This window comes from Methylophilus sp. (assembly GCF_052437885.1).
Taxonomy (GTDB): domain Bacteria; phylum Pseudomonadota; class Gammaproteobacteria; order Burkholderiales; family Methylophilaceae; genus Methylophilus.
The window spans coordinates 234,391-248,950 of sequence record NZ_JBQVPB010000004.1; the positions used below are offsets into that span (position 1 = coordinate 234,391).

The 14,560-nt window shown below is 54.1% G+C and carries 15 protein-coding genes and 2 tRNA genes; 3 read left to right on the top strand and 14 right to left on the bottom strand.

Going from position 1 to position 14,560, the window contains the following annotated elements; all coding sequences use genetic code 11:
* Nucleotides 1-10: 10 nt before the first annotated feature.
* The 7 genes from ACT6RZ_RS06045 to recA all read right to left on the bottom strand — a co-directional run bounded on the left by ACT6RZ_RS06045 (nt 11) and on the right by recA (nt 7,007).
* Nucleotides 11-940, bottom strand: coding sequence for a polyprenyl synthetase family protein (locus ACT6RZ_RS06045; RefSeq protein WP_444701334.1), 930 nt, complete (start codon nt 938-940; stop codon nt 11-13).
* Nucleotides 941-1,257: 317 nt separating this feature from the next.
* Nucleotides 1,258-1,334, bottom strand: a tRNA-Arg gene (locus tag ACT6RZ_RS06050).
* Between the two features lie 58 nt (nt 1,335-1,392).
* Nucleotides 1,393-1,486: transfer RNA gene (locus tag ACT6RZ_RS06055), tRNA-Ser, on the bottom strand.
* A gap of 119 nt (nt 1,487-1,605) precedes the next feature.
* Nucleotides 1,606-2,835 carry an aspartate kinase gene (locus tag ACT6RZ_RS06060; protein WP_444701248.1) on the bottom strand — a complete coding sequence of 410 codons (1,230 nt, stop codon included), beginning with the start codon at nt 2,833-2,835 and terminating at the stop codon, nt 1,606-1,608.
* Nucleotides 2,836-2,873: 38 nt separating this feature from the next.
* Nucleotides 2,874-5,525: an alanine--tRNA ligase gene (gene alaS, locus ACT6RZ_RS06065; RefSeq protein WP_444701249.1), complete on the bottom strand. Its 2,652-nt coding sequence runs from the start codon at nt 5,523-5,525 to the stop codon at nt 2,874-2,876.
* Complete coding sequence (recX, locus tag ACT6RZ_RS06070; RefSeq protein WP_444701250.1) at nt 5,500-5,973, bottom strand: recombination regulator RecX; 474 nt, start codon at nt 5,971-5,973, stop codon at nt 5,500-5,502. Before recX ends, alaS begins: the two co-directional genes overlap by 26 nt.
* Nucleotides 5,974-5,978: 5 nt before the next feature.
* On the bottom strand, nt 5,979-7,007 hold the full coding sequence (gene recA / locus ACT6RZ_RS06075; RefSeq protein WP_379056478.1) for a recombinase RecA: 1,029 nt from the start codon (nt 7,005-7,007) through the stop codon (nt 5,979-5,981).
* Between the two features lie 200 nt (nt 7,008-7,207).
* On the opposite strand from recA, the gene ACT6RZ_RS06080 reads away from it, so the two are divergent.
* Nucleotides 7,208-7,558, top strand: coding sequence for a hypothetical protein (locus ACT6RZ_RS06080; protein ID WP_444701251.1), 351 nt, complete (start codon nt 7,208-7,210; stop codon nt 7,556-7,558).
* Nucleotides 7,559-7,573: 15 nt separating this feature from the next.
* Here the strand turns inward: ACT6RZ_RS06080 and ACT6RZ_RS06085 are convergent, their stop codons facing one another.
* From ACT6RZ_RS06085 to mog, 5 genes are read right to left on the bottom strand one after another with little or no spacing between them, the layout of a single operon-like run.
* The gene (locus ACT6RZ_RS06085) at nt 7,574-8,083 is read right to left on the bottom strand and encodes a CinA family protein (protein ID WP_444701252.1); all 510 of its coding nucleotides are present in this window, start codon (nt 8,081-8,083) and stop codon (nt 7,574-7,576) included.
* Nucleotides 8,083-8,586 (bottom strand): phosphatidylglycerophosphatase A family protein, encoded by a 504-nt coding sequence (locus ACT6RZ_RS06090; RefSeq protein ID WP_444701253.1) that lies wholly within the window; start codon nt 8,584-8,586, stop codon nt 8,083-8,085. Before ACT6RZ_RS06090 ends, ACT6RZ_RS06085 begins: the two co-directional genes overlap by 1 nt.
* Nucleotides 8,570-9,532 (bottom strand): thiamine-phosphate kinase, encoded by a 963-nt coding sequence (thiL, locus tag ACT6RZ_RS06095; protein WP_444701254.1) that lies wholly within the window; start codon nt 9,530-9,532, stop codon nt 8,570-8,572. The genes ACT6RZ_RS06090 and thiL overlap by 17 nt, the downstream gene beginning before the upstream one ends.
* Nucleotides 9,525-9,881, bottom strand: a complete 357-nt coding sequence (locus ACT6RZ_RS06100) for a VanZ family protein (RefSeq protein ID WP_444701255.1) — start codon at nt 9,879-9,881, stop codon at nt 9,525-9,527. Before ACT6RZ_RS06100 ends, thiL begins: the two co-directional genes overlap by 8 nt.
* 22 nt (nt 9,882-9,903) lie before the next feature.
* The gene (gene mog / locus ACT6RZ_RS06105) at nt 9,904-10,521 is read right to left on the bottom strand and encodes a molybdopterin adenylyltransferase (protein ID WP_444701256.1); all 618 of its coding nucleotides are present in this window, start codon (nt 10,519-10,521) and stop codon (nt 9,904-9,906) included.
* Between the two features lie 198 nt (nt 10,522-10,719).
* Here mog and ACT6RZ_RS06110 point away from each other — a divergent pair, with 198 nt between their 5' ends.
* Nucleotides 10,720-11,520 (top strand): PDZ domain-containing protein, encoded by an 801-nt coding sequence (locus tag ACT6RZ_RS06110; protein WP_444701257.1) that lies wholly within the window; start codon nt 10,720-10,722, stop codon nt 11,518-11,520.
* Between the two features lie 54 nt (nt 11,521-11,574).
* On the top strand, nt 11,575-13,542 hold the full coding sequence (locus ACT6RZ_RS06115; RefSeq protein WP_444701258.1) for a site-specific recombinase: 1,968 nt from the start codon (nt 11,575-11,577) through the stop codon (nt 13,540-13,542).
* Here the strand turns inward: ACT6RZ_RS06115 and ACT6RZ_RS06120 are convergent.
* Nucleotides 13,539-13,823 carry a sulfurtransferase TusA family protein gene (locus ACT6RZ_RS06120; RefSeq protein ID WP_444701259.1) on the bottom strand — a complete coding sequence of 95 codons (285 nt, stop codon included), beginning with the start codon at nt 13,821-13,823 and terminating at the stop codon, nt 13,539-13,541. The genes ACT6RZ_RS06115 and ACT6RZ_RS06120 overlap by 4 nt on opposite strands.
* Before the next feature lie 138 nt (nt 13,824-13,961).
* The gene (gene yjgA, locus ACT6RZ_RS06125; protein WP_444701260.1) at nt 13,962-14,489 is read right to left on the bottom strand and encodes a ribosome biogenesis factor YjgA; all 528 of its coding nucleotides are present in this window, start codon (nt 14,487-14,489) and stop codon (nt 13,962-13,964) included.
* Between the last annotated feature and the right edge of the window lie 71 nt (nt 14,490-14,560).

Sequence of the window (14,560 nt, forward strand, 5' to 3'; positions counted from 1 at the left end):
TGCTGCAGCTTTACTGCTGGCGACTGACCGAAAACTGTGCCAGATCAAGCAAAGCCTGCTTGGCCGGGCCTGGTTCAAAAATATCCAGCGCCTGACAGGCTAGCAAAGCCTCTTTCTGGGCAACCGATCGCACATAATCAAACGCTTTGACCGCATGCAGGATCTCCAGCACCTGCTCTAACTGCGCCACCTGCCCTTCCAGCAATGCCTGTTTGACCAGGTCAGCCTGCGCCGTGGGTGCCTGCTGGATCGCATACAGCATAGGTAAAGTCACTTTACCTTCTGCCAGGTCATTGCCCAGCGTCTTACCTATCTTGTCACTGTCACCACTCAGATCCAGCACATCATCAATCAACTGGAAAGCGGTGCCCAGATGCATGCCATAAGTCGCCAGCGCCTCTTCACGGGCTGGCGTTGCCTGGCATTGCACTGCACCCAGGCGGGTGGCCGCCTCAAACAGTTTAGCCGTTTTAAAATGGATGACCTGCAGGTAATCCTGCTCACTGACGCCGATATTGCGCACATTGAGCAGTTGCAGCACTTCACCTTCAGAAATGATATTGGTAGCGTCTGCCAGGATCTCCATCACACGCATATTCTGCAGCCTGACCATCATCTGGAAAGCGCGCGAATACAGAAAATCACCGACCAGTACACTGGCAGGGTTGCCATACACATGATTAGCGGTAGATTTGCCACGACGCAGGTCAGAGGCATCCACCACATCATCATGTAACAAGGTTGCGGTATGAATAAACTCGATAATGACTGCGAGCTGATGATGTGCTGGCGTGACACCACCAGCCAGATCGCCAGACATCAACACCAATGCCGGACGCAGGCGTTTACCGCCACTATGGATGATGTATTCTGAGATCTGGTTAATCAGCGGGACTTGGGATGACAAAGACTGGCGAACGACGACATCCACCTGCTGCATATCGTCTGCAATCCGCGCCAAACAAGCATTAAGAGACACTAAAACACCAATGAAAAAACAAAGCTAGAGGATACCATATCTGACATAACTCTCGCTATGCCGGGATGCGACTAGCGGCGATACGCGCCAGCCTATGCCTGGGGTTTTTAATTGTTTTACAAAATAACGCGCGGTATGGCATCCGTTTTTTGAACATCGGCGTGTTGCAGAACAACGCCCCTGCTCCCGGAAGAGGATGCGTTTCTGCTGGGGGCGAACCTGAGGGGTAGATCACAAAGAAAAAAGCCTTGTTTCGTGAGAAACAAGGCTTTTATTTTTGGCGCGCCCGGAGCGATTCGAACGCCCGACCCTTTGGTTCGTAGCCAAATACTCTATCCAACTGAGCTACGGGCGCCAAGGTGTTACAACGCTGTTGTAACAAGAGCAGTATTATAACACAGGTTTAAGATTTTTGGCGGTGAGCGAGGGATTCGAACCCTCGATACAGATTTAAGCCCATATGCTTCCTTAGCAGGGAAGTGCCTTCGACCACTCGGCCAGCTCACCGTTTTAAACGAGTACTACATTACTACTCAGACACAGCATTGCTACTGCATCGAAGGGCGCCATAGTACTTGAAAACCCTTAGTAAATCAACGCAAAATTAAAGAATGTTTTTAGTCAGCTCAGGCATCATCCAAAGCAAAAGCTTTGTGCAATACACGCACTGCCAATTCCATATATTTTTCTTCGATCACGACCGCGATCTTGATCTCGCTGGTGGAGATCATCTGGATATTGATGCCCTCTTCTGCCAGGGTACGGAACATCTGGCTGGCAATACCGACGTGTGAACGCATGCCGACACCGACCACGGAAACTTTGGCGATCTTGTCGTCACCGCTGATCTCACGCGCCTGGATATGCCCCTGCACTTTATCGCGCAAAATACTCAGCGCCTTGTTCATTTCATTCTTGTGCACGGTGAAGGTAAAGTCGGTGGTGCCGTCTGCGCCTACGTTCTGGATGATCATGTCGACATCGATATTGGCATCAGCCACCGGGCCCAGGATCTGATAAGCGATGCCTGGTTTATCTGGCACACCTGCCACAGTCACTTTTGCCTCATCGCGGTTGAACGCGATACCGGAGATGATTGGATCTTCCATGTTTCCCTCATTTTCTTCAAACGTAATCAGTGTGCCATCGCCTTCTTCTTCAAAGCTGGAGAGCACACGTAGTTTCACTTTATATTTACCGGCAAATTCCACTGAGCGGATCTGCAATACTTTGGAGCCTTGCGAAGCCAGCTCCAGCATTTCTTCAAAGGTGATCTTTTCGAGGCGGCGCGCTTCAGGCACCACGCGCGGGTCTGTGGTGTAAACGCCATCGACATCGGTGTAGATCTGGCATTCGTCAGCACCCAGGGCCGCAGCCAGGGCGACGCCGGTGGTATCAGAGCCGCCACGACCCAGGGTCGTGATATTGCCATTGGCATCCACCCCCTGAAAGCCAGCCACCACACAGACATAACCTTCATCCAGGTCTTTTTTCAGGTTGTGCTGGTCTATATCCAGGATACGTGCCTTGGTATGCGCATCATCGGTCAGTATCCTCACCTGGGCGCCGGTAAAGCTTTTGGCTTTGATGCCCAGCTCAGACAAAGCCAGCGCCGTCATGCCTATGGTGACCTGCTCACCAGTAGACAGCATCACATCCAGCTCGCGCGGGTCCGGGTCCGGCATGATTTCTTTGGCCAGTGCTATCAGGCGATTGGTTTCGCCGGACATGGCCGACACCACCACGACCACCTGGTGGCCCATGGCTTTATAGCGCGCAACGCGCCTTGCCACATTGCGGATACGCTCAGGGTTTGCGACTGAGGTTCCACCATATTTTTGTACGATTAATGCCATTATTTCGCTCTAACTATCAAATAAATGCTAACTATAAATTAATTTAATTTTTGCTTTACCCACTCAGGCACACTGGCCAGCGCCTGTGGCAACTGGCTGGCATCCGTGCCGCCGGCCATGGCCATATCCGGCTTGCCACCACCCTTGCCACCGACCTGGCCTGCCACATGGTTGACCAGCTCGCCTGCCTTGAGCTTGCCGACCAGGTCTGCCGTGACCCCGGCCGCCAGGCTCACTTTGCCATCAGACACACTGGCCAGCACGATCGCGGCTGATTTCAGTTTGTCTTTGAGCTTATCCATGGTTTCGCGCAAGGTATTGGCATCTGCGCCTTCCAGATTGGCTGCCAGCACTTTGATACCCTGGATGTCCTGCGCCTGACCAAGCAAGTCATCGCCTTGTGCGCTGGCGAGTTTAGACTTTAATCTTGCCAGTTCTTTTTCTAAAGCCCTGACGTTATCCAGCACCTGGGTGATCTTTGCCGGGAGCTCCTGCGCCGGCGCTTTCAATTCGCCAGCCACGCGGTTGATCAAGGCCTGCTGCGCCTGCACCAGCTTGAGTGCGCCTACACCAGTGGTCGCCTCGATACGGCGCACACCGGCAGCCACACCACTTTCGGCAGTGATCTTGAACAGGCCGATATCACCTGTACGGCTGACATGGGTGCCACCACATAATTCTCTGGAGCTACCGATATCCAGCACGCGCACCTCATCACCATACTTCTCGCCAAACAGCATCATGGCGCCGGTTTGTTGCGCAGCCTCTATATCCATCAGCTTGGCCAGCGTGTCGGTATTTGCGAGCACTTCGGCATTGACGATGGCCTCGACTGTTGCGATCTGTGCATCGGTGACCGGGGCATTGTGTACAAAGTCAAAGCGGGTTTTTTCAGTATCAACCAGGCTGCCTTTTTGCTGCACATGTTCACCCAGCACTTCACGCAAGGCTTTATGCATCAAATGGGTGGCAGAGTGGTTACGCATGGTGGCGTGGCGCGCGGGCAGATCTACCTTGGCAGTCAAGGCATCGCCCACAGACAAAGTGCCGGTTTTCAGCACACCATGGTGGCCAAACACTGCGGCCTGGATCTTCTGGGTATCTTCCACGGCAAAAATACCATGGGCAGATTTGAGTTCACCGCTGTCACCGATCTGGCCACCAGATTCGGCATAGAAAGGTGTGTCATCCAGCACCACCACGCCGATGTCACCTTCATTCAATGATTTGACCGGGCTAGCGTCTTTGTATAGGGCCAATACCCTGGCCGGGGTTTCAAGTTTTTCATAGCCATGAAAACTGGTAGCCTGGCCTTCATATTCCAGGTTTTGCGCCATCTTGAATTTACCAGCCGCCCGTGCCTGCTCTTTCTGGCGCGCCATGGCTGCGTCAAAACCAGCGGTATCGACGGTCACGCCACGCTCGCGGCAAATATCAGCTGTCAGATCGAGAGGAAAGCCAAATGTATCGTGCAGTTTAAAGGCCAGATCACCATTGAAAATGGCAGGCTTGGCCGCCAGTTCGGTTTCCAGTATCTGCATGCCGTTTTCTATCGTTTCGAAGAAACGGTCTTCTTCCTGCTTGAGCACTTCGACTATGCGTGCCTGGTTGCTGACCAATTCAGGATAAGCTTCGCCCATCTCCAGCACCAGGTCTGCCACCAGTTTGTGGAAGAAGGCAGCTCTGGAGCCCAGCTTGTAGCCATGGCGTATCGCGCGGCGTATGATGCGGCGCAGCACATAGCCACGGCCTTCGTTACCGGCGATCACGCCATCGGCGATCAGGAAAGAACAGGCGCGGATATGGTCGGCCAGCACTTTAAGTGACGGACTATCCAGATCTGCTGTATTGGTTTCGCGCGCCGCGGCTTTGATCAATGCCTGGAACAGATCGATCTCGTAGTTGGCATGTACGCCTTGCAATACTGCAGAAATACGCTCCAGCCCCATGCCTGTATCGACAGAAGGTTTAGGCAGCGGATGCATGACACCCGCTTCATCGCGGTTGAACTGCATGAACACGTTGTTCCAGATCTCGATAAAGCGATCGCCATCTTCATCCGGGCTGCCAGGCGGGCCGCCAGGAATATGTGCACCGTGATCGTAGAAGATCTCGGTACAGGGGCCGCAGGGGCCGGTGTCGCCCATCATCCAGAAGTTATCAGAGGCATACCGAGCACCCTTGTTATCGCCTATGCGCACGATTTTGTCGGCAGGCACGCCTATCTCCTGGTGCCAGATGTCATACGCTTCGTCATCCTCGGCGTAGACAGTGACCATCAGGCGCTCTTTGGGCAAGGCATACACTTGTGTCAGCAGCTCCCAGGCGAAAGTGATCGCGTCGCGCTTGAAGTAATCGCCAAAACTGAAATTACCCAGCATCTCAAAAAAGGTATGGTGGCGCGCGGTATAACCTACATTTTCCAGGTCATTGTGCTTGCCGCCGGCGCGCACACATTTTTGCGAAGAAGTCGCACGCGTGTAGGCGCGTTTATCAAAGCCGAGAAACACGTCCTTGAACTGGTTCATGCCGGCATTGGTGAACAGCAGGGTCGGGTCGCCATGCGGCACCAGCGAGCTGGAAGCCACGACCTGATGGCCTTTAGAAGCAAAAAAATCCAGGAATGCCTGGCGGATCTGTTTGCTGCTGGGGTTACTGCCGTAACTAACTGTGGTCTTCTGCGCTGTCATCTTCTGCGTGTCTATTCAAAATTTTTTTAATTACATCAAACGTAAAGCCCCGGCTCTGCAAAAATCTGGCCTGTTTTGCCCAGTCTTCACGCGTGGTCGGGGACGCTTTAAACTTTTTGCGCCAGACTTCACTGGCGCGTTCTGCTTCATTCACCTGCAAGACTGCCACGGCCTCAGCCACCAGCGCATCATCCACGCCCTTCTCGCGCAGCTCATTGGCTACCCGGGCAGCGCCGAACTTGGCCTGGCGGGCATGCAGCATTTGCTCGGTATAACGGGCATCGCTTAACCAGCCACGCGTTTTGAAGTCTGCGATCAGTGCGTCTATATCGTCGCTGTCGCTGGCATAGCCTTTCAGTTTCTGCGCCAGTTCAGCTGCGGCGTATTCCCGCTTGCTTAAGTACTCCAGGGCGCGCTGGCGCAGTGACTTTTCAGGCTGCTGACGCAAGTGGTTTAATCATCCTCAGTTCTGGCGGCGGTCATGCCATCTGCCAGGATATTGGAATTGGCACGGATCTGCGCTTCGATCTCAGCGGCGATGGCTGGGTTCTCACGCAGGAATTCCTTGGCGTTTTCTTTACCCTGGCCTATCTTCTCGCCTTTGTAGCTATACCAGGCACCGGCTTTTTCTACCAGTTTGGCATTAGAACCTAACTCGATCACTTCGCCCAGACGTGAGATACCTTCACCGTACATGATGTCGAATTCAGCCTGTTTAAACGGTGGCGCGACTTTGTTCTTGATGACTTTGACACGTGTCTCGGAACCTGTGACTTCATCACCCTTTTTGATTGCGCCGGTACGGCGTATATCCAGACGCACCGAGGCGTAGAATTTAAGCGCGTTACCACCAGTAGTGGTTTCCGGGTTGCCGAACATCACGCCTATCTTCATACGGATCTGGTTAATAAAGATCACCAGCGTATTGGTACGCTTGATGTTACCAGTCAGCTTGCGCAAGGCTTGTGACATCAGGCGCGCCTGCAGGCCCATATGGCTATCGCCCATTTCGCCTTCGATTTCGGCCCGCGGCGTCAGGGCGGCAACCGAGTCGACCACCACGATATCCACAGAACCCGAGCGCACCAGCATATCGGCGATCTCCAGTGCCTGCTCGCCAGTGTCCGGCTGCGAGATCAACAGGTCAGGCACATTCACGCCCAGTTTGGCCGCATATTGCGGGTCCAGCGCATGTTCGGCATCGATAAATGCGGCGACACCCCCCAGTTTCTGCATTTCGGCGATCACTGACAGGGTCAGCGTGGTTTTGCCTGAAGACTCAGGGCCATAGATCTCGACAATACGCCCGCGTGGCAAACCACCTACGCCAAGGGCGATATCCAGGCCTAATGAGCCGGTCGATACCACCTGTAAATCTTCGCCGATATCAGCATCGCCCATACGCATGATAGAGCCTTTGCCAAACTGCTTTTCAATCTGGGAAAGTGCGGCGGCGAGTGCTTTGCTTTTGTTGTCATCCATGGTGTTGCCTTTTGTGTGTGAGGGAAAAGCGCTTTTCGTTTAAACGCTATATAATCAGATAAATAACTGCTAATTATTTCATAAATCGACCATCAGTGATATGGCATTCGAACGATTAATGCAGTGAATTGTCAACCGTAATAAGGCGTACACGTTTATGAGCAAGAAAGCATGAATCGTTTTCCGTGAGAGGAGCCTTTATGAACATCGTTAAATACATTTTAGGAATCGCGTTGAGCGGCATGGCGGCATTATCTGCGCAAGCCGACCCTAACTGGTCAGTCGGCGTCGTTGTCGGCAACCCTTACGCGCCTCCGCCTGTATATTATGCACCGCCACCGGTGTATTACGCGCCACCGCCAGTGGTGGTCTACCGTCATCCGCAAAGCAGCTATTACACTGCGCCAGGTTATGCTTATGTGCCACCAGCGCCAGGCTTTATCCAGTTTGGTTATGGTAACGGCTATCGCGGTTATGACCGCGGTCCGCGAGGTGGTCCACGCGGCGGCTGGGGTCGTGGCGGCCATGATCACGGCCACCATCACCATTGATGCTGAGCGGCTGCCCTATTCGGCACCTGTTCTAACCAGGCTAAGCAAGCCTGTCAGCACATGGCTGGCAGCTTGCTGGCGTATGGCAGCTCTATCCCCGGTAAAATAACGCGTTTCTACCACCTGTTTACCTGTTTGCCCTGAATCCGCACGTATCGCCCAGGCGAAACACACGGTGCCCACCGGCTTTTGTATAGACCCGCCAGCAGGGCCTGCAATGCCGGTGACTGCAGCACTGATATGGGCAAGGCTGTGCTGTATCGCACCAGTCGCCATTGCCTGTGCCACTGGCTCACTCACCGCACCATGCGCCTGAATCAGCGCATCCGGCACACTTAACATCTCTACTTTCGCAGCATTGCTATAAGTCACAAAGCCACGGTCGAACCAGGCAGAACTACCCGCTATGGCGGTGACCTCCTGGGCCAGCATGCCGCCGGTACACGATTCTGCCAGCGCCAGCTGCCAGCCTTTGGCCAATAGCGCCTGGCCCAGATCCGCACTCAGGGTTGCTAGCGCTTGCATTACAAGTACCTTTGCATGAGTTGCAATACCACGATGGCCATCACTGCCGCCAGGCCATCATCCAGCATGACACCGAAACCACCGCCTATGTGCCGGTCTGCCCAGCTGATAGGGTAAGGCTTCCAGATATCAAACAGGCGGAATAACGCAAATGCAGCGACTGCCCAGGCCCAGGTCGCGGGCACGGTCACCAGTATCGCCGCCATGGCGACGATCTCATCCCAGACGATGGCACCATGATCGCTGACGCCAAGCGCGCGGCCGGTAAATGCACAACACCAGATACCAAACACGAACAGCAGCAGCAACGCCAGCCATTGTTGCCAGATGGGTAACTGCATGATGCTCCAGAACAGCGGAAAACCCAGCAAAGTACCGGCCGTGCCCGGCGCTTTGGGAAACAGGCCGCTGCCCAGACCCAGGCTGAGAAAATGCAAGGGATGCGAGAGCAGCAGCGCTAGATCCGGCTCGCCAGGTGTCAGCTGTCTAGTCAAAATGCACATAGCCTTTCTGCGATAGCTCAATAGTAGTTTCACCATTGCGCACGGTCAGACCTGGCGCCTGAGTGACACTACCTATGCGGCTTAAAGGGAGTGCCAGTGTGCGTGCCAGTGCCAGCAGTTGCTCGCGTCGCTGGGGCGCAGCGGTAAAACACAGCTCATAATCATCCCCCCCGGTCAGCACCGCTTGCTGCATGACTGAATCTGGCAGTCGGGAGTGACGCAATTCCGGCCTGGGCAGCAAGGCCCAATCCAGGCTGGCGCCTTTGGCCGACGCTTGCAATATATGGCTTAAATCTGCCAGCAGTCCATCTGAGATATCGAGCGCCGCATGCGCAATCTCCTGCAATGCCAGACCTAGCGCCACGCGCGGTTGCGGCAGGTGCATGGCAGGGGCAAGGTCAGCGACATCTTCGGCATGCAGATCCAGCCTGCCCAGCCGCTGTTGCAGCCATAAAGCAGCTTTTCCCGGTGTGCCACTGACCCAGATATCATCGCCAGCCTGCGCCCGGTCGCGTCGGATGGCTTTACCCACAGGCACTTCGCCAAAAATATTGATAGAGATATTCAATGGTCCGCGCGTGGTATCGCCACCGATCAGGGAGACTGCATAAGTATCGGCACAAGCGAACAGGCCCTGGCTGAATGCGCTCAGCCAGCCTGCATCTATCTCAGGCAAGGCGATCGATAATGTAGCCCATTTGGGGTTTGCGCCCATCGCCGCCATATCACTGACATTGACTGCCATGGCTTTCCAGCCGATGGCGTAAGGGTCAGCGTCAGCAAAAAAATGCGTGCCAGACACTGACATATCGGCAGAAATGGCCAGTTGATGGCCGGGGGTGACACTGATCAATGCGGCATCATCACCCACGCCCAGATCCGCTGTGCTCAAACCGGCCGGCCCGGGGCGGGTGAAATATTGCGCGATAAGATCGAATTCAGCCACGGCGTTTCTTCCACCAGCGCTGTAATAGCAGGACCACTGCCCATGCCAATGCGATGCCGACCATGTCGGCGTACCAGTCATAAATACTAGGTTGTCGCGTGGTAGTCATCACACCTTGCAATATCTCCATCAGGGCACCAAAGGCAGTTAAGCCGACAGCGATAGCCAGCCGGTGTGCGGGGAAAGCCATCAGGCCCCAGAATGTCACCCCGCCAAAAGCAATAATATGCTCTATTTTATCTTTGTACAGCGAGCCGTCATTGCTGGGCGGCATCTCCATTAATAACAGATAGGTGAGTAGACTGAAACACGCGATAAAGATCAGCGTGGCGATGCTTTTGTAATTCATGATTCAATTATTCTTTAAACAATTATTCTTTAATTGGGGCAGTTGGACGCTGGGCAGATTTGGGCCTGAAGGATTTAACGATAGCGTCTGCGGTTTCCAGGTAGGGCATGGGCTGGCTGTCAGTTGCCAGTAGATCCAGGCAATAAGGGACGGCGGCAAAGATACCTGGCACCAGCACTTTGCCATCAGCGTCTTTCAACCCTTCCAGGGTTTCCTGTATAGACTTGGGCTGGCCTGGCAGATTGATGATCAGGCATTGCTTGCGGATCACCGCTACCTGGCGCGACAAAATGGCCGTAGGCACAAAACGCAGGCTGATCTGGCGCATCTGTTCGCCAAAGCCCGGCATCTCGCGGTCGGCGATCGCCAGCGTCGCCTCGGGTGTGACATCCCTGAGCGCAGGCCCGGTGCCACCGGTGGTGAGTATCAGGTGACAATGCGCGTCATCGACCAGCTGCCTGAGTGTTTCCGAGATGGTGACCTGCTCGTCCGCGATCAGGCGGCTGACGGTTTCATAGGGTGATAGCAGGGTTTTTTCCAGCCAGGAAGACAGCGTGGGAATGCCCTTGTCTTCATACACGCCTTGAGATGCGCGATCGCTGATGGACACCAGCCCTATGCGCGTGGATTGTGCTTGCATAACTTTTGGTCTGTCAGGGTTGAGGTTTATATTGCATGGATATGGCTCGCACAGCCCCGGATAGTATTGCCAGGGATTGAATTGCCCAAGATGGAATTGCTGGGAATCCAGGTGGTCTGTGTTAATGTACCAGCACATCATAACATTACCCGGCACATCAGTCAGACTAAAAGGTGTCATTGATTATGGAGAAAACCGATGAAAGTTTTATGCACCACAGCGCATTTGACCTCTGAGCCCAGCGCATCAGGCAGAGGCTTTTACAGCTTGCTAGTGCTGGCAGCGATGACCCTGTGCATGACTGCGCCAGCCGCTTTTGCCGATGACAATCTGTATGCCAAAAACTACCAGGCACAAAACCAGGGCAATCTGCATTCACTGCAAGCCAGCCCGGAACCCGAGTTACTGAGCGGGAATCGCCGTGATGATGACAATATCACCATGCTGGAAGATGGCTACGACCTCATGGGTTTCAGCGGTTTTGAAGCCGGAGAAGTGCCGCCGGCACAGGCGCTTGACCATGGCCGCGCCATACAGGCGGACAAGATCCTGGTCTACGTCAAAAAAGCCGGCAATGCCTCGCCTTCCTCAAAAATGGAAGTGATCAAGGAGGCCATCAAAAAAGGGCAATCGCTGACTGAAAAAGATGTGGCTGCCCAACCCGGCAAATATCGCTATTACGCGACTTTCTGGGCCAAGTTACCGCCGCCGGTACTGGGCGTGCATGTGATCAAACTGGTGCCCCGCCCCTCCTCGCCGGCCGGTGAAGAGCCGGAGACTGCCCCCTCTGCAGAAGGTGTGCGTGTCATCGCCGTGATCCATGGTTCTGCTGCCGAGCAGGCTGGATTGTTACGCGGTGACCACCTGCTGAGTATCAATCAGGAGAAAGTAAATGATGCCGCGACCTTGTCCAGCCTGGTCAGGCGCTACAAGGGTAGTCGCGTGACCATGAATATACAGCGAAAAACCGAACCCCTGGCCTTGCAAGTGACGCTATAAGCGCAGCTTTAAACTGCACATTGTCACCCCTATAAAAAACAGAAAGTGTTTCACATGTTTCAAACTACCTTCGACCACCAGGCGGCCCGCGTCGCCTCAGGTCAACTCGACGACATTGCGTTTTTGCGCGCATTGGTTGAGGATATCCGCCCGCACCAGGTCACAGATACCGAGAGTGCCAGCAAATCCATACAGGCCCTGTGTTTTCTGTTACAGCAGCAACCGCAATTCGCCCTTGCCTTACGCAACAGCATCTTGCGTCTGCTGGATGAAAAAAGTGTCATTTCACTTTATTCAGAGCACGGCATACAGTCTGACCTGGGCTTTTTTACCGAGATCTACCGCCGGTTCTCGCACAAGCTGTTGCCAGAAGTGCCTGACCCCAGATACCTGAAAGATGTCTTCGGGCAGATTTTTTACCGCAACAGTGATGCTTATTGGGTCACCGGCGTGCCAAATACCGTCTGGCGCGACTTTATGCATACCCTGGCGCTGGGTGAGGGTAACCATGCGCAGCAGTTAAGTTGCACCCAGGAATTAAAGGATGCGCTGCAAGTGCTTTCCTACCGCCTGTCGGCCTCTGGCCTGGACCCTGAGCTGATCCTGCAGCATGAGGATCTGGAGAATAATGACTCGCCGTTTATCACGCAGAATATAGAGATACAGAAATTCCTCACCCTGACGCTGATCAGCGCCGACGATATCCAGCATCTGTACGAAGTGCTCAAGCGCTGCGAGCAACTGACCAATGATATCCGCAAAGCCAATGCCAAGACCGGCACCAGCATTTCGCTGACTGCGCTGATGCAGCGTATGCTGCAGCAGATACACCGCATGCAGTTACTGGTGGATATTCTGCATGGCCTGCTGCTCAAGCACGATGTCAGCGATGCCATCACCCACCTGTTCAAACAGCTGGTGTATGCAGAATGCAAAAAGAATAACCTTTCAGATTACTGGCGCCAGAACACCGAGTTGCTGGCCTTGCGCGTGACTGAAAATGCCAGCCACACCGGCGAACACTATATCGCCCAGCACCGGCAGGAGTATTACAAACTGATGGGTTCGGCCATGGGTGCCGGGGTGATCATTGCCTTTATGGCCATGTTCAAGATCATCATCGCCAGTTATCACTTCGCGCCATTGGCAGAAGCTATTTTCTTCAGCCTGAATTATGGGCTGGGTTTTGTATTGATCCACCTGCTGCATTTTACCGTCGCCACCAAACAGCCGGCGATGACCGCCGCCACCATCGCGGCGACCATAGACGATGACGGCCAGGACAGCAAGAACATCCACAGCCTGGTCAACATCGTGGCGCAAACCACCAGCAGCCAGACCATCGCCATTCTGGGCAATGTCATCGTAGTGATCCCGATGGCGATGTTGATAGACTGGCTGGTGGTGCAATACAGCGGCCACCATTTTATCGGCGAGGCCAAAGCGCATATATTGCTGGATTCGAATAACCCGCTGATCAGCCTGAGCGCACTCTATGCTGCAGTGGCAGGCGTTTGCCTGTTCCTCTCCGGCCTGATCGCTGGCTACCATGACAACCTGGCCGCCTATAACCGCATCCCGGAACGCATTGCCAACCTGCCCAGCTTGCAACGCTGGCTGGGCAAAGAGCGCCTGTCGCGTATCGCCGACTATATACGCCACAATCTGGGTGCACTGGCCGGGAATTTTTACTTTGGTTGCCTGCTAGGTTTCGCTTCCGGCCTGGGTGTCATGCTGGGCCTGCCGCTGGATATCCGCCATGTCACGTTTGTGGCGGCTTTTTCAGGCTATGCCTTTTCGGCGCTGGACTTTCAGTTGAGTTACTACCTGCTGGGCACAGCCTTGCTAGGCATAGTGGTGGTGGGTACGGTGAATCTGCTCACCAGCTTCGGCCTGGCTATCTTCGTGGCCATGAAATCACGGCAGGTGCGCTACCGTCACTGGAAAGCTTTTGCGCTGGAACTGATGACCTTGCTTTATCGCCAGCCGTGGAGATTCCTGCTGCCGCCGAAAAGAAGTTAAGCCTGGCTGTTTGAATCAGCGGCGGCCGGGTCTGGCGTTTTTTCTATTAAAAAATGAAATATGCCGCTCTCTTTTTTAAAAGACAGCAAGGTCACCGGGTGATTGCTGATCAGGTTGCGGATATTCTGCTCGCTGCCCAATGCCGTCGTTTTAACCAGGATCACCTGCCCGGATGCCAGGGCATCCAGGGCAGTCTTGGTTCTTAACATCGGTTCCGGGCTTTCCAGGCCGGTTAAATCCAGTTCTTCCACATGGTGCTGCGCTATGTTCCCTTGCTGCATTGTGATCCCCTGCTGGCTGGCCTTTGGTGCAAGTGCACCAGCCGTTTCTAATTAATAATGGTTATTTAACGCATGCCTAAGCGTATTCAACCCCGGTACAGCCGCCCATCTTAAAGGCGGCAGACCTGGCGACGGATACTACTCAGCCAGCTCATCCGGCGCACTGTGTGCACCTTCAGCCAGCTCGCGTATCATTTTGAATAATTCACGGCTGCTTTTTGGTGGCTTGTTGGCAGCCAGCTCTTTTTGCGCATTGCGTATCAAGGTACGCATCTGCTGCACATCGGTACGCGGGTATTCCAGCAGAAATAATTCAAACGCTTTTGCGTCTTCTATCAGGCGGGTGCGCCAGCGCTCCATCTGGTGAAAGCGCGCATTCTCTTCGATGTGCTTGCCTTCCCACTTTTGCAACTGTTCAACGATAGGCGCCAGGTCTATGTCGCGCATCAAGCGGCCTATATACTGCAACTGGCGGCGGATGGCGCCGTTGGCAGTGAGCCGTTTCGCCTCGACGATGGCGTCATTCAGGGCTTCATCCAGCTGTAACTTCTTTAATCTGTCTTTAGGCAGTTCCAGTAATTGCCTACCGATTTCCTGCGCGGCGTCAGCCTCTGCTTTCAATTTGGTTTTACTGGGAGGGGAATCATCAAGCGGTTCTGCGGTCATGGTAAAAGCAATCTCTGCCAAATCACGGTATGATACCAGCTTTAACTGCCAAGCAAGAAACAAGCGCTCAT